The following is a 22901-nucleotide window of genomic DNA, read 5'->3' on the forward strand; positions in this document are numbered from 1 at the left end:
CAGTCGTCCGTCGAGGCGGGCGCGCCACCTGTCGTGTTTCGCGCAGGCGGCGCCATTCATGAATGGTCGATATGGCTTCATGCGGCCAACCGAATGTATAAGAAAGGCGGCTGGCGCGTTACAGGATCGGCGGCGGTGTGAGAGGGCCCGGCCATCTACTCGAACCGCACTCAGCGTGCCGCAGCCATCCTGATCGCGCGGCATTGAAAGGGATCATCAATGTACGGACCCGCCGACCTGGCAATTTCACGGCGCGGCATCATGGCGGGCGGCGCTGCGACCGCCGCGCTGACGACGGTGCCGCTCGTCGAGGCGGACTCAGCGCTGCCGCGTGCCGACCCGCCGAAGATGACGGTCGCGCTGACGGTCAACGGCAAGCACCATGCGCTCAAGCTGGATACGCGCACCACCTTGCTCGACACGCTGCGCGAGCATTTGCAGCTTACCGGCACCAAGAAAGGCTGCGACCACGGCCAGTGCGGCGCCTGCACGGTGATCGTCAACGGCCAGCGCATCAACAGCTGCCTCAGCCTCGCCCTCCAGCATGAGGGCGACGAGATCACCACGATCGAAGGGCTGGGAAGCCCGGACCATCTCCATCCGATGCAGGCCGCCTTCATCGAGCATGACGGCTACCAATGCGGCTATTGCACGCCCGGCCAGATCTGCTCCGCTGTCGCCGTCCTCGACGAGATCCGCCGCGGGGTGCCGAGCCACGTGCAGGCCGACGTCGCGGCCGATCCGAAGGCGACGAACCTCGAGCTGCGCGAGCGCATGAGCGGCAACATCTGCCGCTGCGGCGCCTATTCCAACATCCTCGAGGCGATGGAACAGGTCGCCGGGAGCCACGCATGAAGGCCTTCACCTACAGCCGCGCGAAGAACGCGGCGGAGGCTGCCGCGGCGGTGGCCCACACGCCGGGCGCCAAGTTCCTCGCGGGCGGCACCAATCTGCTCGATTTGATGAAGCTGCAGATCGAGACGCCGACGCATCTGGTCGACGTGCAGGATCTGAAGCTCGACCGCATCGAGGCGACCCCGGAGGGCGGGCTCCGCATCGGCGCGCTCGTCCGTAATACCGCGCTGGCATCCGATCCGCGCGTGCGGCGCGATTATGGCGTGCTCACCCGCGCGATCGTCGCCGGCGCATCGGGGCAATTGCGCAACAAGGCGACGACCGCGGGCAATCTGCTCCAGCGGACGCGCTGCCCCTATTTCTACGACACTAACCAGCCGTGCAACAAACGCCGGCCCGGCAGCGGCTGCGCAGCGATCGGCGGCTATTCGCGGCAACTGGCGATCGTCGGCACGTCCGATGCCTGTATCGCCACCTATCCCGGCGACATGGCAGTGGCGATGCGCGTGCTGGATGCGCAGGTCGAGACGGTCGACCCCACCGGCGCCAAGCGGACGATCCCGATCGCCGACTTCCATCGGCTGTGGGGCGACACGCCGAACGTCGAGACCAATCTCAAGCGCGGCGAACTGATCACGGCGGTGACGCTGCCGCGTCCGCTTGGCGGCCGGCATCTCTACCAGAAGGTGCGCGACCGCGCCTCCTACGCGTTCGCGCTGGTGTCGGTCGCAGCGGTGATCCAGCCCGACGGCAGCGGCCGCGTCGCGTTCGGCGGCGTGGCGCCCAAGCCGTGGCGGGTCGAGCCGGCGGAGGCCGCGATGCGGCGGGGCGCGAAGGCGGTGGCGGCGCAGACGTTCGCCGATGCGCGGCCGACCAACGACAACCGGTTCAAGCTGGCTCTGGCCGAGCGCACGCTCGCCGCGGTCATGGCGGAGGCACGCGCATGAAGTTCGACACGCCAGCCGGCACCAACCCGATCGACCAGCTCAAGGTCGTCGGCCGCCCCACCAACCGCATCGACGGCAAGTTCAAGACCACCGGAACCGCGCCCTACGCCTATGAGCGGCACGACGTCGTCCCGGATCAGGCCTATGGCTTCGTCGTCGGTGCCGCGATCGCCAAGGGCCGCATCACCGCGATGAACACCGCCGACGCGAAGGCCGCGCCGGGCGTGATCGCAGTGGTGACGACGCTCGATTACCCCACCCCTCTGCCGCTCGGCATGATGAACATCGCCCACCTGTTCGGCGGCGCGGAGGTCGCGCATTATCATCAGGCGATCGCCCTCGTCGTTGCCGAGACATTCGAACAGGCACGCGCCGCAGCATCTTTGATCCGGACCGATTATGCCCGCACGCCCGGCAAGTTCGATCTCGCCGCCGAGGTCGATGGCGCACCGCTTGCGCCGGCCGACAGCAAGGACAAGCCGCCGATCGATCGCGTCGGCGACTTTGCGGACGCCTTCGCCGCCGCGCCGGTGAAGATCGACCGGACCTACACCACGCCCGACGAGAGCCATGCGATGATGGAGCCGCACGCCACCATCGCCGCCTGGACCGGCGACAAGCTGACCGTGTGGACCTCCAACCAGATGATCGCGTGGAGCAAGGGCAGTCTCGCCAAGACGCTGTCGATCCCGGCGGCGAACGTGCGCGTCGACTCGCCCTTTATCGGCGGCGGGTTCGGCGGGAAGTTGTTCATCCGCTCCGACGTCGTCCTCGCCGCGCTGGGGGCGAAGGCGGCCAAGCAGCCGGTGAAGATCGCGCTCACGCGGCCGATGATGATGAACAACACCACCCACCGGCCCGCGACGATCCAGCGCGTGCGGCTGGCCGCAACGCGCGACGGCCGGCTGACCGCGATCGCGCACAATTCGACCAGTGGCAATCTGCCCGACGGGCGGCCCGAGACGGCGGTCGCGCAGACCAGATTGCTCTACGCCGCGCCCAATCGCGAGACCTATATGAAGCTCGCGACGCTCGATCTGCCCGAGGGCAACGCCATGCGCGCGCCGGGCGAGGCGCCGGGGCTGATGGTGCTCGAACTGGCGATGGACGAGATGGCCGAGGCGCTGGGCATGGATCCGGTCGAGTTCCGTATCCTGAACGATACCCAGGTCGACCCCGAAAAGCCGAGCCGCCCATTCTCCGAGCGCCATCTGGTCGAGTGCCTGCGCACCGGCGCTGAACGCTTCGGCTGGTCGAAGCGCAACGCCAAACCGGCGCAGGTGCGCGAGGGGCGCTGGCTGATCGGCATGGGCATGGCCGCTGGCTTCCGCAACAACCAGCTCACCAAGTCGGCGGCGCGGATCCGGCTGGAGCATGGCGGCCAGCTAACCATCGAGACCGACATGACCGATATCGGCACCGGCACCTACACCATCCTCGCCCAGACCGCGGCGGAGATGATGGGTGTGCCGATCGAGCGTGTCACGGTACGGCTGGGCGACAGCGACTTTCCGGCATCGGCCGGATCGGGTGGCCAGTGGGGCGCGAACAACTCCACCGCCGGCCTCTACGCCGCCTGCGTGAAGCTGCGCGAGCAGGTCGCCCAGCGGCTCGGCTTCAACACCGCCGACGCCACGTTCGCCGACGGCAAGGTCTCCGCCGGCAATCGCGCGATCCCGCTCGCCGAGGCGGCGCAGGCCGGGCCGCTCGTCGCCGAGGACGGCATCGAATATGGGACGCTCGACAAGCAATATCAGCAATCGACCTTCGCCGGGCACTTCGTCGAGGTTGCGGTCGACAACTACACCGGCGAGACGCGCATCCGCCGAATGCTCGCGGTGTGCGATGCGGGCCGGATCCTCAACCCCAAGGCCGCGCGCAGCCAGGTGATCGGTGCGATGACGATGGGGGTCGGCGCGGCATTGGTCGAGGAGCTGGCGGTGGACAAGCGCTTCGGCTTCTTCGTCAATCACGATCTCGCCAGCTACGAGGTGCCGGTCCATGCCGACATCCCACATCAGGAGGTGATCTTCCTCGACTATCCCGACAACAAATCGTCGCCGATGAAGGCGAAGGGTGTCGGCGAACTCGGCCTGTGCGGCGTCGGCGCGGCGATCGCCAACGCGATCTACAACGCCACCGGCGTGCGCGTGCGCGATTATCCGATCACGCTCGACAAGCACCTCGATAAACTGCCCGAAGTGGCATGAGCGCGACCTCGCGATAAGACACCTCCATGGCCGATAATGATTCCGTCCTCGCCGCGTATCGTAGCTGGCACGGCGCCCCCGTCGCGCTCGCCACCGTCATCTCCACCTGGGGATCGGCGCCGCGGCCGCGCGGCAGCCATATGCTCGTCCATGCCGACGGCCGGCTGGAGGGCTCCGTCTCGGGCGGGTGCGTCGAGGGCGACGTGCTGGCGCTGGCGGGCGAGGTCATCGCCGGCGGGCGCCCCGAACGGCGGCGTTATGGCGTGGCGGACGGCGCGGCGTGGGAGGTGGGGCTCCCCTGCGGCGGCACGATCGAAATCCTGGTGCAGCCGATCGGCGACGATGGCTTCCCGGCCGTGCTGTTCGATGCGATCGATGCGGCCCGCGACGACGGCCGCGGCGTCACAGTGCATACCGATCTCGCAAGTGGACGAAGCGGTCTCGCACCGATCGCCGGCGAGGCGGGGTTCGCCAATCATTATGCCGCGCCGCGCCAGCTTCTGATCGTCGGCGCGGTGCAGATCGCGCAGTCGCTCGCGCGGATCGCCGATACGTTGGGCATCCGGACGACCGTGATCGACCCGCGCAGCCGCTTCCTGACCGAGGAGCGCTTTCCTGGCGTGACGCTCGACGATCGCTGGCCCGACGAGGCGGTCGCGGCCTGTCGGCCCGGCGCCTCGACCGCGGTCATCACACTCAGCCACGATCCCAAGATCGACGATCCGGCCTTGGTCGCGGCGCTGGCCGCACCGACCGGCTATGTCGCGGCGCTGGGCTCGCGGCGCAGCCACGCCGCACGCCTCGAACGGCTGGCGGCGCTCGGCATCGGCCCGGCCGATCTGGCGCGGATCGAGGGGCCGGCCGGCATCGACATCGGCGCGATCGGTGCGGCGGAGATCGCGCTCTCGGTCGCGGCCGGCATGGTCAGGGCGCTGCGTGATCCCGCCTGAGGCGATCGCGGTCGTCCTGCTCGCCGCCGGCAGCTCGAGCCGGTTCGGCACAGCCGACAAGCTTGCACAAACACTCGACGGGCTGCCGCTCGGGCTTCATGCCGCGCGGACCCTCAGCCGATTACCCTTCGCCGCGCGGATCGCGGTGACCCGACCCGACGGCCCAGACTTTCGGTCGCAGGAGTTCGCGCCGGTCATCAATCCCGATCCGGACGCCGGCCAGTCCGGTTCGATCCGCCTCGGTCTCGCCGCGGCGCGTTTGGCGGAGCCGCGCGCAGTGCTGATCGCGCTGGCCGACATGCCGTTCGTCACGATCGCCCATATCGCGGCGCTGATGGTCCAGTTCGACAGCGACGCTGGCGTGGTCGCATCGAGCGATGGCGGTCGGGCCCTGCCGCCGGCCCTGTTCGACGCGACGCATTTCCCGGCACTCGAAACGCTGACCGGCGATGCCGGCGCGCGCGCGCTGCTTCGTGAGGCGACCCTCGTCGCGGCGCCCCCCGCGGAGCTTCGCGACATCGACACGATCGAAGATCTCCACGCCGCGCGGACGCGGTAACGCGGATCCGATCCTAGCGCCGGCGGGCGGCCATCCGGGCGTCGACCGTCGCCCGCCAGCGACGGCTGCGCAGCCACATCGTGATGCCGGTCACCCCCAGCACCGCCGGCGCGACGCCGCCAAGGATGACGATCAGGCGCCAGACCGGGCCGGTATCGTCATGCCCCTCGTGGATGGCGCGCATCCACTGCATCACTGGCCCCTGCTGCCGCATGTCGGCGGGGACAAACGCGCCGGTCGTGTCGTTGATCGCGAGCCTTTGGCGCTGTCCCTCGCCGCCGATCTGCGCGATCCAGCGGCCGTTCTGCTCGGTCGGATAATCGAGCTGGCCGATCGCACCGCGCGCCGCGAAGCGCGTCGCCACGGCATCGAGCGACAGATGCGGCGCCGCGACCGGCGTGAACCCGCCACGGCCGCCCCGCGCCGGCTCGCCCACCAGCCCGCCGAAGAAGCCGGGAAACGAGATCCACGCCCCGCTGAGCGACAGGATCGCGAGCGGCAGCGCGATCCAGAAGCCGACCTGATGATGGAGATTGTAATCGAGCTTGTCGCCGCGCCGCCAGCGCAGCGCACGCAGCCACCGCCCGACCGTGGGCCACCACAGCCAGATGCCCGACAGGCACGACACCAGCATGATGATGCCGAGCCAGCCGACGATCGGCCGCCCCGCAACGGGGATCAGCAGCGATCCGTGGAATCGGTGCAGCGTCACTTCGAAGAAATCGTCGCCCTCCTCGGTCGGGACGATATGCGCGGTGGCCGGATCGACCGAGACCCGCACGGGGCGCGGACGGCCACGCGGCGGCCCATCCGCGCTCGCCGCCGGGAAGGCGCTCACGGTAATTGACGGCGCTTCCTCGCTCGGCAGGCCGATCGAGGCGAGGCGTGCGCCGGTGGGCAGCGTCGCCTGTGCCGCCGCGACGTAGCGCGACAATGGCAGCGGCGCCGCCGGCGCGGCCTCGCCCCATTCCTCTTCGATCCAGTCATGCGCGAGCAGCACCGAGCCCGACAGGCTCAGCGGGATCAGGATCACGCACAACGCGATCCCGATCCACTTGTGAACCTGGAACCAGGCGCGGCGCAGCTCGATCTTCGTCACTGGTCGCTGCCCTCCGCTTCGCCCTCGGCGGCATCCTGATCGTCGTCGCCGTCGGCATCCTCATCCGAAGCAGCAGGCGCCGAGGTGACGAGCGCGGGCAGGCCATGCGCCGTCAGCTGGCGGTTGAACGCCGGGACGTCCCTGCCGATCAGCGTCGCATAATCGGCGCGTGCCGCCTTGATCTCGCCTTCCATGAGATCGACCAGCATCGGCATCGTCTTCGTCGGCCGCTGCTCGGCGCTGCCCGCCACGTCCAGAACGTTACCGTTCACGCCTGCATAGAGCCACAGCAGGTTGAAATAGGTCTTGTAGGCCGAGGTGTAATATTTGTCGTCGCTCGGCTGCATATCCTTGTTGAACAGCTGATATTCCACCGCCTCCAGCTTGCGGTCCATCACGTCGGCCGATCGGCTCATGCTGGCATTGCTGCCCGTCAGCCGCGGCCGCATGTCCTCGATCTGGCGACGCATGCGTTCGATCATGTTCACGACGTCGGCGGTCTGGCGGACATCGTCCCTGATGCGCAACGCCAGCGTGGTCGTGGCGGCCAGTTCCGGCGCGGTGCCGGGGCTGGACGGATCGAGCATGATCTCGAGCGGCGCGGTCAGCACCTTGCCGTCGACCGTCAAGCGCACCGTGTAGGTGCCCGGCGGCACCAGTGGTCCGCTCTGGCGCGTCGGCAGGCCCCATTGGGTCACGGTGCGATAGGCGCGGTTCGACTTGAAGCGCGGCTCGTTCCAGATGTCCGGATTTTCGACCGGCGTCGTGCGCAGTTTGACGTTGTCCAGCCGGTCGTAGCGCAGATCCCACACGATGCGGTTGATGCCGGCATCGCCCTTGTGGCTGAGCGTCCGCACCACCGCGCCCGACGCGTCGAGGATCTCGGCGCGGACCGGCTTGGCCGCGGCGCCCTTCAGCCAGAAGTTGACGTAAGCGGCCTGATTGCGCGGCAGACGATAGGTCGGGCGCGGATCGAACAGCCGCACGTCGGGCTCGGCCTTGCCGGCAGCATGATCGGCGGCAAGCTGCTCCAGCGGGGTGACGTCGGGCAGGATGTAGAAGCCGCGGCCCCAGGTCGAGAGCACCAGATCGTGGAAGCGCTGCTGCACCACCGCCCACGTCACCGGCGAGGGCGGCAGCCCCTGCTTCAGCCGCGTCCAGTGCGCGCCGTCATCGATCGAATAATGCAGCGCATTGCCCGTACCGACGAACAGCAGGCCGGGCGTGTTCGGATCCTGCGCGATCACACGAGCATAGCCGAGCTCTCCGCGCGGCAGATCGCCGTCGATCCGCGTCCACGTCTTGCCGAAGTCGCGCGTGCGATAGACGTAAGGATCGCGATCGTCGTTGATGTGGAAATCGACCGTGACGTAGGCCGTGGCCGGATCGAACACCGACGGTTCGATGCTGCTGATCGTGCCCCACGCCGGCAGCCCGGCGATGTTCTTCGTGACGTCGGTCCACTTCCCGCCGCCGTCGGTGGTGTACCACAATTTGCCGTCGTTGGTGCCGGCCCAGATCAGGCCCTGCTGCTTCTTCGACGGTGCGATCGCATAGACGACCTCGCCATAGAATTGGCCGAGATTGTCGCCGACGAGGCCGCCCGACGGCCCGAGCCGGCTGGGATCCTTCGTCGACAGGTCGGGGCTGATCTCGCTCCAGCTCTCGCCCGCGTCGCTCGTCTTCAGGACATACTGGCAGCCATAATAGACCTGCTTCGGATCGAACGGGTCGATCGCCAGCGGTGCCGTCCAGTGGCAGCGATATTTGGCGTCGCCCGGCGCCGAGCTGAGCGTGTGCAGCCACGGCGCGACCGAGCGCGCGAGGTGGGTCTTGGCATCCCACCGCGTCACCTCGTTGCCGTAGCAGGTCGCCCAGACGATATCGGGATTGCCGGGCTCCGGCACGGTCCAGCCGGACTCGCAGCCGCCCATGCCATGCTCCCAGCCCGCGGTCGCGCCGAGCCCCCACGACGTGCTGCCGAACGGATTGCTCGGCCCCCGCATCGTGCTGTTGTCCTGCATGTTGCCGTAGAAATTGTACGGGATGCGATCGTCCACCGCGACATGGTAGATCTGCCCGATCGGCAGGCCGGTCTTGCGCCAGCCGTCGCCGCCGACCGTGGTGATGTCGATGCCGCCGTCATAGGTGATGGCGAAATGCTTCGGATCCTTGGGATCGAGCCAGATATCGTGATTGTCGCCGCCCCACGGGCGGATCTCGAACGTCTTCCCGCCGTCGCTGGAGACGTGATAGTTGCTGCTGGCGACATACACCTTGTCGGCATCGCCGGGCGACACCGCAATCTTGATATAATAGCCGGCGCGGCCGGCGAGCGTGCGATCCCAGCTCACTCGCTGCCAATTCTCGCCGCCATCGTCTGAGCGCCAGACCGAGCCCTGCCCCGGCGCCTGGATCAGCGCGTAGATGCGTTTCGGATCGGTCGGGGCGATCGCCACGTCGATCTTGCCCACCGGCGGCTTCGGCATGCCGTGGCCGACGACGCGCTTCCACGTCTTGCCGGCATCGTGCGTGATGAACACGCCGCTGCCGGGGCCGCCGCTGAACTCGCCCCACGTGTGCATCACGACCTGCCACGTGCCGGCGACGAGCGTGTTGGGATCCTTGGCGTCGATCGACAAACCGGAGCAGCCGGTGTTCGGATCGACGAACAGCGAGCGCACCCAGCTCTTGCCGCCGTCGACCGTATGATAGACGCCGCGTTCCTGCTGCGGCCCGGTCATGCGGCCGGCGGCGCAGACCCACAATTCGTCGGCGTTGGTCGGGCTGGCAATCATGTGGGCGATGCGGCCGGTGCCCTTCAGCCCCATGTTGGTCCACGTCTTGCCGCCGTCGGCCGAGCGATAGACGCCGTCGCCCATCACATCCATGTCGCGGATCGCCCACGCCTCGCCGGTGCCTGCCCAGACGATGTTCGGATTGGCCGGCGAGACCGCGAGCGCGCCGATCGCGGCGACCGACTGGTCATCGAACACGGGCGACCAGCGGTTGCCGCCGTCGGTCGATTTCCACACGCCGCCCGACGACGCGCCTGCATAGTATGTGTTGTAGTCGCCCGGAATGCCCGCAACCGAAGCGATGCGATTGCCGACCATCGGGCCTGCAAAATGGAACCCGAACGCGTTGGGATCGGGGCGCGCGCGCTGCGCGAGCGCGTCGCCGCTCCACGCCGATGCGGCCGACGCCATCGCGAACCAGAAGCGCCAGCCATTCATCTTCGAATCTCCTCGGGTCGGTCGTATACTAGGTCGGAAGACGCCGTCGCTACCGATCGTCGTCACCCACGCCGACCTGCTCGTCGCCGTAGAGCGCAAGTTCACGGCGACGCTCCAGCTCCGTCGTCACCGCGATCGGCGCCAGCTTGGCCTGGCCGGCCGCGGCGTTGAAGCGAGCGAGGTCGTTGGCCTTCAACGCCGTCCATTCCGCCAGATCGCGCGCGGCCTCCGCCTTGAGCTGTTCGAACAGGGCGTAGGATTGCTGGGTCGGATCGGTATCGCCCTCGCCCACCGTGGTCGCGAGCGAAGCCAGCATATTGTTGAGCGCGGGCGGATAGTTAAGCGGATCCTCGAACGCGACCGACTTCTTCTGGTAGAGCTTGTCCTCGACCAGCCCGACCTTCGCCTGCAGCGCATCCGCCGCCTGCAGCAAGGCGGCATTGCCCGCCGCCTGCTTGCGCATCGCATCCAGCTTGGCATGCAGGCCGCGTATCTCGAGTACGGCGTTCTGCACCGCGTCGAACTCGGCATTGATCGCGCTGACCAGATCGAACTGCTTCTGCAATTGCGCCTGCGTCACCGACAGGCTCGGATTGGGCACGATCGTGAAGGGCTGGACCTGGCTCTTGCCGGCCACCGTCAGGCGAACCTTGTACGCGCCGGGTAGCGCGATCGGGCCGCCGCCGGTGGCGTTCCACAGCGGCGAGTGCGGCACCTTCACCGGCGCCTCGTAGCGCATGTCCCACGCGAAGCGGTTGAGGCCCGCATACATCGTCAGCTTGGACTTGGCGAGCGGCTGGAACTCCTCCTCGGTGCCGGGCTTCTCGTCCGGCTTCGCACCCTGCGTCGGTTGCGGGAAGGTGCGCACGACCCGATCCTGCGCGTCGAGGATCTCCAGCTTCACCGCTTCGGGCTTGGCGGCCGTCTTGAGCGAATAATAGATGATCGCGCCCTGCGGCGGGTTGGCGCCGGTCGAGGTCGTGCTGCCGTCGCCATGCCCCCAATAGACGACGCGCTTGGTGACGCGCGGCGCGAACAGGTGGACGGTCTCGTCGGCGATCGCCGGCCGCCACTGGCGCAGCGGGCTGACGTCGTCGAGGATCCAGAAGGAGCGGCCGTGGGTGGCGACCGCGAGATCGTCGGCGTGGACGACCAGATCGTGCACCGGCGTGCGCGGCAGGTTCAGCTGCAGCGGCTGCCAGTGGCCACCATCGTCGAACGAGACGAAGATGCCGTTCTCGGTGCCCGCATAGAGCAGGCCGTCGCGCACCGGATCGGCCCGGACGACATGGACATAAGCGTCGGCCGGCAGCCCGTCGGTGATCGATACCCAGCTCTTGCCGTAATCATCGGTACGGAAGGCGTGCGGGCGCAGATCGTCCAGCCGGTGGCAATCGACCGCGATATAGGCCGTGCCGGGCTTCTTCGGATGCGGCTCGACCATGTCGACCGTGCCCCATTCGGGCATCGCCTTCGGCGTCACGTTGCTCCAGCTCGCGCCGCCGTCCCGGGTCAGCTGGACGAGGCCGTCGTCAGTGCCGGCCCAGATCAGTCCCTTGGCGACCGGCGATTCATTGACCGAGAAGATCGTGTCGTAGGTTTCGACGCCCGTCACGTCCTTGGTGAGCGGGCCGCCCGAGGCGATCTGCTTGTCCTTGTCGTTGCGCGTCAGATCGGGCGAGATCGCCGTCCACGATTTGCCGCTGTCGGTCGAGCGCCACAGCACCTCGTTGGCATTGTACAGCACGTTTGGATCGTGCGGCGAGAAAGCGAGCGGCTCGGTCCATTGCGCGCGATGAAGCAGGATCTTCGGCGCCTGCCCGATCGATTCACGCGGCCACGGCCCGATTTCGGTCAGCTGGCCGGTCTTGTGATCGTAGCGCGTGACCTTGCCGCCGTAGCTGTTAGCGATCACCACCGACGGATCCTTCGGATCGGGCACGACATAGCCGCTCTCGCCGCCGCCCACCGAATGCCAGCTTTCGACCGCCATCGGCCCGCGCACGTTGCTGCTGGCGTGCACGACCGAGCTGTTGTCCTGCTGCGAGCCGTAGAGATTGTAGGGCGTCAGCGCGTCGGTCGCGATGTGGTAGAATTGCGCGGTCGGCTGGTTCATCTCGTCCGTCCACGTCTCGCCGCCATTGACCGAGATGTTGGCGCCGCCATCGTTGCTGTTGATCATGAGCTGCGGGTTGACCGGATTGACCCACAATTGATGATTGTCGCCGTGAAAGGTCGGCATCTTCTTGAAGGTCTTGCCGCCGTCGGTCGACTTGTAGGCACTGGTGTTCATCACGAACAGTTTGTTCGGATCCTTCGGATCGGCGAACACATTGTTATAATACCAGGCGCGCTGCTTGTAGGCATTGTCGCCGTTGACGAGGTTCCAGTTCGCGCCGCCATCGTCGGTGCGATAGAGGCCGCCTTTGTCCGCCTCGATCAGCGCATAGACGCGCTTGGGATCGGAGGTCGGCGCCACGCCGATGCGGCCCATGATGCCGTCGGGCAGGCCATGTCCGGCGAGTTTCTCCCACGTCGTGCCGCCGTCGCGCGAACGATAGAGCCCGCTGCCGGGGCCGCCACTCTCGAAATCCCACGGCTTGCGGAAGACCTCCCACATGCCGGCATAGATTACGTTCGGATCGCCCGGATCGATCTGCACGTCGACCCCGCCGGTGCGGTCGTCGACATGGAGCACGCGCTGCCACGTCTTGCCGCCGTCGCGCGTGCGATAGATGCCGCGCTCGCCGGCGGTGCCGAAGATCGGCCCCAGCGCAGCCACGAACACGGTGTTCGGATCGGTGGCGCTGATCGCCATGCGGCCGATATATTGCGACTCCTTGAGCCCGCTGAACGTCCAGCTCTTGCCCGCGTCGACCGATTTCCAGACGCCGTTGCCCGCGACGACGTTGCCGCGGATCGCGCCCTCGCCCGTGCCGACATAGAGGATGTTCGGATTGGACGGCGCCACGACGATCGCGCCGATCGAGGGCGACGCATCGTGCAGATCGTCCCACAGCGGCTTCCACGTCCGGCCCGCATCGGTGGTCTTCCACACGCCGCCGGCGGCCGCGCCGAAATAATAGGTGTTCGGATCGTTCGGCACGCCCGCGACGCCGCTCGCCCGGCCGCCGCGGAACGGGCCGACGAGCCGGTATTTCATCCCCTTGAGCGGCAGGTCCGCCGCCGGGCTGGCGGGCGCCGCCTGCAGCGCGAACGACGTTCCTGCCAGCAGGACCGCAACGGCCATCCGCAACCCGCGCATTTTGTTCTCCGTATAGAAATGCATGCCTGTTCGCCGCGTTGTCGCTTGCATCGGCGTCAGCCGGCGATCGCCGGCCGGCCGGCCTTGGCCAGGATCGGGTTCAGCTTCGCGCGCGTCGCCGCCATCGCCTGATCGTAGGCCGTCTGCTGGGCGGCGAGCCGCGCCGTCAGCACGTCCGCCACGACATAGCTCTGGTCGGTCGGCGCGCCCGGCCCGTCCATCGCCACCCGCATCAGCGCGGCGATCTGGTTGTTGAGCTTGATCGGGAAGTTGAGCGGATCCTGCCCGCTGCGATTGCGCACCTGATAGAGCGCCTCCTCGATCGTGGTCAGCTTGGCGAGCAATGGTGCCGCAGCCCGATCGAGGCCGGGCGCCGCCTTGGCGTCGTCGGCGAGCTTCGCGCGCAGATCGCGGATATGGATGACCATCGTATTGGCCTGCGACACCTCGTCGCGCAGCCGCATCGCCAGCTTATATTGCTTGTCGAGATCGGCGGCGGTGACGGTGGGCGTGCGCGGATCGGGCAGGATGGTCAACGTCTGCGTCTGCACGACGCCGTCCGCGGTGACGCGCAGCTGATAGTCGCCGGGGAGCGCCATCGGGCCGCGATCGGCGCTCGCGCCCCACAGGATCATGCCCGAAAACTTGACCGCGCCCGGCCAATAGCCGTTCCATTCGGTGCGGTTGAGCCCGGCCAGCCGCGTCGGCGGCTTGGGCTTGGGCCGATCGTCGCCGCCGGTATTCTCCTCGGCCTTCTCAGCTTCCTTGTCCGCCGCCGCGTCGCCGCTGGCGGTGTGGACGACCTGGCCGTCCTTGAGCACTTCGATCGTGATGTGCGTCGCGGGCTTGGCGAGGCTGTAGTCGATCACCGCCTTGTCGACGCCGCTTGTCATCGGCCGCGGCGCATAGAGGTGGAGCGGCTCGGCGGCGATGCCGGGCGCGTACTGGCGCAGCGCCGCCACGTCGTCGAGGATGTAGAAGGATCGGCCATGCGTCGCGATCACCACGTCCGCGCCATGGATCGTGATGTCGGAGACCTGCGTATCGGGCAGGTTCAGCCGCAGCGACTGCCAGTGATCGCCATCGTCGTAGGACAGATAGATGCCATGCTCGGTGCCGGCATAGAGCATGCCCTCGCGCACCGGATCCTCGCGCACGACGCGCGGGAAATCGTCGGCGGGAATGCCTGCCACGATCTTCGTCCACGTCCGCCCATAATCGTGCGTGCGGAAGATGTAGGGCGCGCGATCGCCGAGCTGATAGCGATTTGCGGCGAGATAGGCGGTCGCCGCATCATGCCACGACGCATCGATGATGCTGATGCGCGAAAAGTTGGGCAGCCCCGCCGGCGTGATCTTCGCCCACGTCTTGCCCGCGTCGCGCGTGAGATAAGCGAGCCCGTCGTCCGATCCGGTCCAAATCTCGCCCTTCACCGTGCGCGAGGGCGCGACGGCGAAGATCGTGCCGTAGATTTCCGGCCCGTTCTGATCGTGCGTGATCGGGCCGCCGCTGTCACCCAGCGTCTTGGGATCGGCGCGCGTCAGATCGGGGCTGATCGTCGCCCAGCTCTGCCCCTTGTCGGTGGTGCGGAACAGGTGCTGCGACGAGGTGTAAATCGTGTTCGGATCGAGCGGATCGAACACGATCGGGAAGGTCCACTGCCAGCGCTCCTTGAGCTCCTTGGCGGGCATGCCCGAGAAGAATAACGGATAGACCTGCACGTCGCGCGAAATGCCGGTGTGGCGATTATAGCGGGTCAGCAAAGCGCCCTGGCTGCCGGCGTAGAAGATGTCGGGATCGGTGGGATCGGGCGCGATATAGCCGCTCTCGCCGCCGCCCACCGCATACAGCCAGTCGCCCGCTTTCTTGGTGGGATCGCGGAAATTCTCGCCGTCGTCGCTCGGCACGCATAACGTGCTGTTGTCCTGCTGCGCGCCGCACACTTGGTACGGAATGTCGGCGGTGGTGGCGACGTGATAGAGTTGCGCGGTCGGGTAATTCTCCTGCGTCCAGCTCTTGCCGCCATTGACCGAGACGCTGGCGCCGCCGTCATTCGCCTGCACCATGCGATCGGGATCATTGGGATCGATCCACAGATCGTGATTGTCGCCGTGGAGCTGCGGGATACTCTTGAACGTCTTGCCGCCGTCGGTCGAGCGGAAGAACGAGGTGTTCATCGCATAGACGACGTCCTTGTTCTTCGGATCGGTATAGACCCGCGTATAATAGAAATTGCGCTGGCGGACCTTGCGGTCGTCGTTGACCTTGGCCCAGGTCGCGCCGCCGTCGTCCGAACGGAAGACGCCGCCATTCTCATTCTCGACCATCGCGAAGATGCGCTTCGAATCCGCACCCGAGACCGCGACGCCGATCTTGCCGACGATGCCCGACGGCAGGCCCGGATTGCGGGTGATGTCCGTCCACGTGTCGCCGCCGTCGGTCGACTTGTAGAGCCCGCTCGCCGGGCCGCCGCTGGAGAGCGACCATGGCGTGCGGTAGACGTCCCAGATCGCGGCGAACATCGTCTTGGGATCGTTCGGATCGATCGACAGGTCGACCGCGCCGGCGACGTCGTTCTTGTAGAGGATCTTCTGCCACGTCGCGCCGCCGTCGCGCGAACGATAGACGCCGCGCGCGCTGCTCTTGTCATAGGGGTGGCCGAGCGCCGCGACGTAGACGAGGTTGGGATCCTTGGGGTCGACGCGGATACGCGCGATCGACTGCGTGTCGCGCAGCCCGATATTCTTCCACGTCTTGCCGCCGTCGGTCGACTTGTAGACGCCGTCGCCCTGCATGACGTTGCCGCGCAGCTCGGTCTCGCCCATGCCGACATAGACGATGTCGGGGTTGGACGGCGCGACCGCGACCGCGCCGACCGAGGAGCTTCCGATCTTCTGATCGGTCACCGCCGCCCAGCTCGTGCCGCCGTCGGTGGTCTTCCACAGGCCGCCGCCGACCGCGCCGAAATAATATTCGAGCGGACGGCCGGGGCTGCCGGCCGCGGTGATCGAGCGACCGCCGCGGTTCGGCCCGATGTTGCGCCACTTGAGCGGCCCGAACGAGACGTCCGACTGCGCGTGCGCGATCGAACTCCCCGCCAGCAGACCGCACAGGAAGATGCGCGCAAGCCTTAGCCCTACCATGTCTCGTCCCCGCAAAGTCGTGTCAGCGCCCCGGCGCCGGATCAATTGTCGTCATTGTCATCATCGTCGTCGTCCGGCGAGGCACCCGTCATCCCGCCGCTGACATAGCGCGCATAATCGTCCGGCGTGGCCGGGCCGATGATCTTGTCGAGCGTGGCGGTGGCGGTGTCGATCTTCTGGCGCAGTACGGCGTAGCGATCGATCGCATCCTGTCCGACCTTCTGGTCGGTCATGGTGTTCTCGCTGTACAGGTAGGTCACCTGCGACTGCAGCGCCGGCTGGCTGTAGCGGATGCGCGGCGTGATCAGCTCCGCCGCCAGTACGTCGAGCGCCTTTTCCTTGGCACGGTCGGGATGCGCCTTGAGCTGTGCCTCGGCATCCTGGATGCGCGCCACGGTGAAGTTGGTATCCTGCACCAGCTTCAGCGCGCGCAGATTGTGCTGCAGCTGCGCCTGCAGATCGGCATCGCTCACCCCGTCGGCGACGACGCGCGGATCCTCGACGATGTCGAGCGGCTGGCGCGCGGTGACGCTACCTTCGGTGAACACCACCGTATAATGGCCGGGCGCCGCGACCGGACCGGCCGGCGCGCGCGGCGCGTTGGCACCGGGCGTGGGGGCGCCGGCGGGCGACGCCGGCATGCCCGCATAGCGCAGATCCCAGGTGAAGCGGTGCATGCCCGGCTTGGCGTCGAGCCGGGTCGAATAAGACGGCCGGAAATGCAGCCCGTCATCCTCCCCGCCCCCGCCGGCCGCGCGACCCGCCGTCGCAGCGCTGCTGAACGAGCGGACCGGCTGCCCATTGGCATCGAGGATCGTGAGCGTGACCGGTGCCGCCTGCGCGTCGGCGCCCACGAAATAGTCGATCTGCGCGCCGTCGAGCGGATATTCCGGGCCGGTGCCCGGTGCGGGGCCATGATCGCCCGCCGCCGGAATACGGATCGCGGTCGCCGGCTTGTACAGCCGCGTCGCGGCCGCCGCCGAGGGAGCCGGGAGCTGGCGCAGCGGCGAGAGATTGCCGAGGATCCAGAAGCCGCGCCCCTGCGTCGACAATTGCAGGTCGCCATGCGTCAGCCGGATGTCGGTCACCGGCACGGCCGGCAGGTTGAGCTGCAGGCTCTGCCAATGCGCGCCGCGATCGAACGAGGCGTACAGGCCGAACTCGGTGCCGGCATAAAGAAGGCCGGGACGCTCGGGATCCTCGCGCACCACGCGCGTGGGCTCGTCCCTGGCGATGCCGTTGGTGCCGTCGGTCAACCGCGTCCAGCTCTTGCCGTAATCGTCGGTGAGATAGATGTAGGGCTGGAAGTCGCCGAGCAGATAGCGATAGATGGCGATATAGGCGGTGCCGGGTTCGCGCACGCCGGGCTCGATATTCTGCACGCGGCCGCCGGGCAGCAGCCCCTTCGGCGTCACGTTGGTCCACGTCTTGCCCGCATCCTGCGTCACGTAGACGAGGCCGTCGTTCGATCCGGTCCAGATCACGCCCGGCTTCACCGCGGATTCGCGGATCGCATAGACGGTCGAATACATCTCCTCGCCCGTCGCATCGCGCGTGATCGGCTCGCCCGATCCATATTGCGTGCCCTTGGGCTTCGCCGTGAGATCGGGGCTGATCCGCTCCCAATGTACGCCGCCGTCGCGCGAGCGGTGCAGATATTGCGAGCCGTAATAGACCGTCTCCGGATCGACCGGCGAGATCTCCATCGGCGCGACCCGCTGGAAGCGATAGGTCAGGTTGGTCGGCTCGCTGCCGTACAGGCTCTCGCCACCGATCCAGTAACGCTGCTCGTTATTGTTGCTGCTGATGTTCAGGCGCGTGAACTGCCCCTTGCAGCCGCCCCAGACGATGTTGGGATCGTGCAGCTTCGGAATGCTCGGCCCGGTCTCGCAGCCCGGCCCCTCGCGGAAGGCCTGCCCGGTGCCGGTGGGCAGCGAGGTGACGATCACCGTCGTATTGTCCTGCTGCGCCCCATAGAGCCGGTACGGAAACTGATCGTCGACCGCGACCTGGTAGATTTCGGCGGTCGGCTGGTTCGATTGCGGGCTCCAGCTCGCACCGCCATCGTAGGAGATGTTGGCGCCGCCATCGTTCGACTGGATCATGATCCGGCTGTCGTGCGGGTTCATCCAGATGTCGTGATTGTCGCCGTGCGGCACGCGCTGGGTGGCGAAGGTCTTGCCGCCGTCGGTCGACTTGAACCAGTCCTCGTCACCAACATAGACCACGTCCGGGTTCATCGGGTCGACGCCGAGCGTGGTATAGTAGAATGGCCGCGCGATGATCCGGCCCTCGTCGTCGACGTGGCTCCAGGTCGCGCCGGCATCGTCCGAACGGTAGAGGCCCGAGCCGGGCTTCGCCTCGATCAGCGCGTAAATGCGGTCGGGCGCGGCGGGCGTCACGCCGACGTTGGAGCGGCCGAACTCGCCGCCGGTCGGCAGGCCGCCGCCCAGCTTGGTCCAATGATCGCCGCCGTCGACCGACTTGTAGATGCCGCCGTCCTTGCTGCCGGAGACGATCGTCCACGGCTTGCGGCGGCCGTGCCAGATCGAGGCGAACAGCACGTTGGGATGCCCCGGCTGGATCTCGACATCGGCCGCGCCGAGCTCGTCGGAAACGTACAGCACCTTCGTCCACGTCTTGCCGCCGTCGCGCGAGCGATAGATGCCGCGGTCGGGCGTCGGCTTGAACGGATCGCCGCCCGCCGCGACGAACAATTCGTCGGGGTTGGTCGGGTTGATGCGGATCGTCGCGATCTGCCCCACGTCGCGCAGCCCGGTGAAGGTCCACGTCTTGCCGGCATCGACCGACTTGTAGATGCCGCGCCCGATCGAGACGTTGCTGCGGATCTTGGACGATCCGGTCCCGGCATAGATGATGTCGGGATTGCTCTCCGCCACCGCCACTGCGCCCATCGAGCCGACCGCGAACTGGCCGTCGGTCATATTGTGCCAGTTATGGCCGCCGTCGGTGGTCTTCCACACGCCGCCGCCGACCGTGCCCATGTAGAAGGTCTGCGGCTGCGACGGCACGCCGGTGACCGTCGTCACGCGCCCGCCGCGCCACGGGCCGGCGTCGCGATAATGTAGCCCGGCCCATTGCGACGGATCGTAGGCCATGTTCGAGGTTGCGGCGACGATCGGGCCGGTCGCGACGAACGAAAGAAGGATCGGAAGGGTTTTCATCGCCTTGATCGGCATCTGTCGCACGTCCCTATGTCAAACTGTTGCGCCGAAAGAGCAGATTCGTATACGAATGAATAGGCTTAAAACGCTGCGACGGCACAATGCTGCGCAGAGGGCGGACGCCGCTAGCGGTCGACAAAAGAGGGGTTTGGCCATTCGCACTGCAACACGCCGTCGCGCGCTCGTCCTGGCGACCTGCGCGCTCCCGATCTTCCCGCTCGCCGCGCAGCGCGCGCCGTATCACGAGCCCCCGCCGGAGCAGAGCACCATCGTGGTCGTCGGCGCGCACAATGACGACACGCCAGCGAAGCTCGATCATATCTCGCCCGAGGTGGACGGCACCAAGATCACCGTCACCAAGAAGACCTCGGTCACCAAGCTCAATCTCGTCCCGACGGTCATCGACAATAATCAGCGCCAGCTGTTCGCACGCCTGCCCGGCCTGCTCGTGACCGATCAGCAGACGCCGTCGCAGTTCAACCTCAATTACCGCGGCCTCGGCAATCCGCAGGAATCCGAATTCGTACTGGCGCTGCAGGACGGCCTGCCGATCTCGACCGACTGGATCGGCTTCCCGACGCTCTATTACCAGCCGCTGCCGCAGGGCATCGCCAGGGTGGAGCTGATCCGCGGCGGATCGAGCCTGCTCTACGGCCCCAATCCGGCCCCGGCACTGAACTTCGTGTCGAAGCGGCCGACGCCGGGCGAGCCGATCGGCGGCTATAGCGAGAATGTCGGCGGGAGCGACGGGCTCTTCTCCACCTACAATGCGATCGAGGGCACGTCGGGCAAGTTCGAGTTCCGCGCCGCCTTCGGCGCGACACGCAGCGACGGCCAGCGCCAGAATGCGGGCTCGCGGCTGCTGCAGGGCGACGTCTATCTCGCCTATCGCGCGAGCAAGGATCAGCTCTGGTATGTCGACGTCAATCATTACGACGTCAGCGCGGGCGACCCAGGCCGCATCGGCTATTCGCAGTTCCAGAGCGACCCGAATTACGCGCCAACCCCGTACAATCGCGACTGGGTGCGCCGCACCGCCGTCACGCTCGGCAACCAGAGCAATCTCGGCAATGGCTGGAAGCTCGACGCGAAGGCGTGGTTCGCGTGGCAGAATTTGTCGAGCCGGGCGGCTGCCAATCAGGCACCCGGTGCCGCGGCGCCGACGACGACCACGATCACCGACGAGGAGTTCCGCAGCCAGGGGATCGATGCCCGGCTGGTCAAGCGCTGGGGCCATGGCAACGCGCTCACGGTGGGCGCGGTCGGCTATCATGACAGCGCACCCTATCTGCAATGGACCAGCACGAACCTGGTGCAGGCGCGCGACGACCATTCGGGCACGCCTCGCCTCAACCAGGATCGCGACAGCACCTATGCCGCGATCTTCGCCGAGAACGTGTTCCGCCTGCCGCACAGCTGGCACATCGTGCCCTCCGTCCGGGTCGAGCGCGAATCGATCGACATCAACGAGACCGTGCGCCCGCCATTCCTCACGCGGTCGCTGATCGACGAGAAGGTCGTGCGCTGGGTGCCGCTCGGCGGCCTCGGCGCGGGCTTCGACTTCGGCAACCAGAACGAGACCTATTTCAGCGTCACGCAGGGCTATCGCCCGCTGCGCTTCTTCGACGTCGCCTCGCCCTTCGCCAATGTCGGCCCCGGCAACGTCGCCGATCCGTCGAAGTCGCTGTCGTTCGAGGCAGGCGTCCACGGCACGCCGATCAAGGGCCTGTTCTACGATGCCGGCCTGTTCTGGATCGATTTCCGCAACCGGATCGAGACGATCACGCTGTCGGCCACGGATTCGGTCAATCGCAACAGCGGCAACACCCGCCATCGCGGCTTCGAGGGCGAATTGTCCTACGATTTCCTCGCGGGCAACAAGAGCGGGCGCCACCTGACCGCCTTCGGCAACCTCAGCCTGCTGGACGCGACCTTCACCAAGAGCCTGCTGGTGGATCGCGCGGGCGACACCCCGGCCTACGCCCCGCACGTCATCGCCAAATACGGTATCAGCATCATGCGCGACCGGCGTTACGACCTGAGCGTGTCGGGCCAGACGGTCAGCTCGCAATATTGGCAGGATTCGGACCTGCCGATCGGCACCGGCGCGAGCTTCATCCCCGCGAAGGTGCCCGGCTACACGGTGGTCGACATTTCAGGCGACTATTATCTGACGAAGAACCTGCGCCTGCTCGGCGGCATCTCGAACGTCGGCAACCGCAAATATTATGTGCGCGTGTTCCAGAACGGGATCGAGCCGGCACGCACGCGCAAAATCTATGGCGGCGTCGCGGTCGGTTTCTAGCCGCGAACGATCGTGACGAAGGCTGGGAGCTGATCCGAAAATGCGAATGGTCGACATTCTCCACCGCTGGACCGGCGGGTTCATCGGCGTCCTGCTCACCATGATGGGGCTGACCGGGGCGATCCTCGTCCATCGCCGCTTCTGGGTGATGCTGCCGCACGCGCACGACGCGCAGGACCAGTCGACCGCCTTGCTCGCCGCCACCGCGCAGCGCCTGATGCAGGACGGTGCCACCCGCCCGAACTCGATCATCTTCGCGACCAAGGATTTCGGTCTCGACCTGCTCGCCTTCAAGGGCGCGGGCGGCGCTTATGCCGATCAGTCGGGCGCGATCGTCACGCACTGGACGAGCCAGTGGCAGCGTCCCGAGCTCTGGCTGTTCGATCTGCATCATCATTTGCTGATCGGTGACGCCGGCGAGCGGGTCGTCGGCGTCGTCGGGTTGCTCGCGATCGCGTTCGTCGTCACGGGCGCCTTGCTGTGGTGGCAAACGCGCAAGACCTTCGCCTTCCGCCTGTTGCCCAAGCGAATGAGCCGCCCGGCGATCGTCCGCTGGCATCGCGATTTCGGCATCGTGCTCGCGCCGTTGCTGCTGCTGTCGTTCGTCACCGGCACGCTGATGGCCTTCCGCCCCTTCTCGGCGATCATGTTCGGCCCCGGCGCGCCGGCCGCGATCGCCGCGGCGCGCAAGATGACGCCCCCGCGTTATGTCCCCGCCAAGCAGGCCCTGCCGGCGCTCGATTGGGCGGCGATGGTCCGCCAGGCGCGCGCGCGCTTCCCCGAAGCCGAGGTCCGCAAGCTGCAGATGCCGATGGGCAAGAAGGGCGTCATCATCCTGCGCATGCGCCAGCCCGAGGAATGGCTGCCCGACGGCCGCACCTTGGCATGGTTCGATCCCGCCGACGGGCGGATGATCGGCACGCAGGATTCGCGCATCCTGCCCGCGCAGGTGCGCGCCGAGAACATGCTGTTCCCGCTCCACACCGCCGGCGTGGGCGGCCTCGCCTATCGGCTGCTGATGACGCTGTCGGGTGTCTCGCTGATGCTGCTGGGCAGCCTGACGACATGGACCTTCTGGTTCAAGCGTCCCAAGCGCGTCGCTGCCTGACATGAGCGTCCGAGGCGGGGCCGGCGCTGGCCCCGCCTG

12 protein-coding genes are annotated in these 22901 nt (G+C 67.2%); 7 read left to right on the plus strand and 5 right to left on the minus strand.

What is annotated here, in order from left to right; all coding sequences use genetic code 11:
• Positions 1-219 precede the first annotated feature (219 nt).
• From paoA to K8P63_RS12550, 5 genes are read left to right on the plus strand one after another with little or no spacing between them, the layout of a single operon-like run.
• Complete coding sequence (gene paoA, locus K8P63_RS12530) at positions 220-855, plus strand: aldehyde dehydrogenase iron-sulfur subunit PaoA (RefSeq protein ID WP_223796362.1); 636 nt, start codon at positions 220-222, stop codon at positions 853-855.
• The gene (locus tag K8P63_RS12535; protein ID WP_223796363.1) at positions 852-1802 is read left to right on the plus strand and encodes an FAD binding domain-containing protein; all 951 of its coding nucleotides are present in this window, start codon (positions 852-854) and stop codon (positions 1800-1802) included. Before paoA ends, K8P63_RS12535 begins: the two co-directional genes overlap by 4 nt.
• Positions 1799-4012, plus strand: a complete 2214-nt coding sequence (gene paoC, locus K8P63_RS12540) for an aldehyde oxidoreductase molybdenum-binding subunit PaoC (RefSeq protein WP_223796364.1) — start codon at positions 1799-1801, stop codon at positions 4010-4012. The genes K8P63_RS12535 and paoC overlap by 4 nt, the downstream gene beginning before the upstream one ends.
• Positions 4013-4038: 26 nt before the next feature.
• Positions 4039-4962, plus strand: coding sequence for an XdhC family protein (locus tag K8P63_RS12545; protein WP_223796365.1), 924 nt, complete (start codon positions 4039-4041; stop codon positions 4960-4962).
• Positions 4949-5521: a nucleotidyltransferase family protein gene (locus K8P63_RS12550; protein ID WP_223796366.1), complete on the plus strand. Its 573-nt coding sequence runs from the start codon at positions 4949-4951 to the stop codon at positions 5519-5521. The genes K8P63_RS12545 and K8P63_RS12550 overlap by 14 nt, the downstream gene beginning before the upstream one ends.
• A gap of 13 nt (positions 5522-5534) precedes the next feature.
• On the opposite strand, the gene K8P63_RS12555 is transcribed toward K8P63_RS12550, so the two are convergent.
• From K8P63_RS12555 to K8P63_RS12575, 5 genes are read right to left on the minus strand one after another with little or no spacing between them, the layout of a single operon-like run.
• Positions 5535-6620 (minus strand): PepSY-associated TM helix domain-containing protein, encoded by a 1086-nt coding sequence (locus tag K8P63_RS12555; protein ID WP_223796367.1) that lies wholly within the window; start codon positions 6618-6620, stop codon positions 5535-5537.
• Positions 6617-9856, minus strand: a complete 3240-nt coding sequence (locus tag K8P63_RS12560; RefSeq protein ID WP_223796368.1) for a WD40/YVTN/BNR-like repeat-containing protein — start codon at positions 9854-9856, stop codon at positions 6617-6619. The genes K8P63_RS12555 and K8P63_RS12560 overlap by 4 nt, the downstream gene beginning before the upstream one ends.
• A gap of 49 nt (positions 9857-9905) precedes the next feature.
• Positions 9906-13145, minus strand: a complete 3240-nt coding sequence (locus K8P63_RS12565; protein ID WP_223796369.1) for a WD40/YVTN/BNR-like repeat-containing protein — start codon at positions 13143-13145, stop codon at positions 9906-9908.
• Positions 13146-13177: 32 nt separating this feature from the next.
• Positions 13178-16264: a WD40/YVTN/BNR-like repeat-containing protein gene (locus K8P63_RS12570; protein ID WP_223796370.1), complete on the minus strand. Its 3087-nt coding sequence runs from the start codon at positions 16262-16264 to the stop codon at positions 13178-13180.
• 41 nt (positions 16265-16305) lie between these two features.
• A complete protein-coding gene (locus K8P63_RS12575) occupies positions 16306-19449 on the minus strand; it encodes a sialidase family protein (RefSeq protein ID WP_223796371.1) in 3144 nt (1047 codons plus the stop codon).
• A 148-nt stretch (positions 19450-19597) separates the two neighbouring features.
• Here K8P63_RS12575 and K8P63_RS12580 point away from each other — a divergent pair, with 148 nt between their 5' ends.
• Together K8P63_RS12580 and K8P63_RS12585 are read left to right on the plus strand one after the other, a co-directional pair.
• Positions 19598-21754 (plus strand): TonB-dependent receptor family protein, encoded by a 2157-nt coding sequence (locus K8P63_RS12580; protein ID WP_223796372.1) that lies wholly within the window; start codon positions 19598-19600, stop codon positions 21752-21754.
• A 46-nt stretch (positions 21755-21800) separates the two neighbouring features.
• Positions 21801-22862, plus strand: coding sequence for a PepSY-associated TM helix domain-containing protein (locus K8P63_RS12585; protein ID WP_317629310.1), 1062 nt, complete (start codon positions 21801-21803; stop codon positions 22860-22862).
• Positions 22863-22901: the final 39 nt, after the last annotated feature.

Origin of the sequence: Sphingomonas nostoxanthinifaciens (assembly GCF_019930585.1) — a bacterium.
GTDB lineage: Bacteria > Pseudomonadota > Alphaproteobacteria > Sphingomonadales > Sphingomonadaceae > Sphingomonas_I > Sphingomonas_I nostoxanthinifaciens.

Bases quoted from the DNA above. Each gene is read 5' to 3' on its own strand.
- paoA (WP_223796362.1), top strand. From the start codon at position 220: ATGTACGGACCCGCCGACCTGGCAATTTCACGGCGCGGCATCATGGCG.
- K8P63_RS12535 (WP_223796363.1), top strand. From the start codon at position 852: ATGAAGGCCTTCACCTACAGCCGCGCGAAGAACGCGGCGGAGGCTGCC.
- paoC (WP_223796364.1), top strand. From the start codon at position 1,799: ATGAAGTTCGACACGCCAGCCGGCACCAACCCGATCGACCAGCTCAAG.
- K8P63_RS12545 (WP_223796365.1), top strand. From the start codon at position 4,039: ATGGCCGATAATGATTCCGTCCTCGCCGCGTATCGTAGCTGGCACGGC.
- K8P63_RS12560 (WP_223796368.1), bottom strand. From the start codon at position 9,856: ATGAATGGCTGGCGCTTCTGGTTCGCGATGGCGTCGGCCGCATCGGCG.
- K8P63_RS12565 (WP_223796369.1), bottom strand. From the start codon at position 13,145: ATGCATTTCTATACGGAGAACAAAATGCGCGGGTTGCGGATGGCCGTT.
- K8P63_RS12570 (WP_223796370.1), bottom strand. From the start codon at position 16,264: ATGGTAGGGCTAAGGCTTGCGCGCATCTTCCTGTGCGGTCTGCTGGCG.
- K8P63_RS12575 (WP_223796371.1), bottom strand. From the start codon at position 19,449: ATGAAAACCCTTCCGATCCTTCTTTCGTTCGTCGCGACCGGCCCGATC.
- K8P63_RS12585 (WP_317629310.1), top strand. From the start codon at position 21,801: ATGGTCGACATTCTCCACCGCTGGACCGGCGGGTTCATCGGCGTCCTG.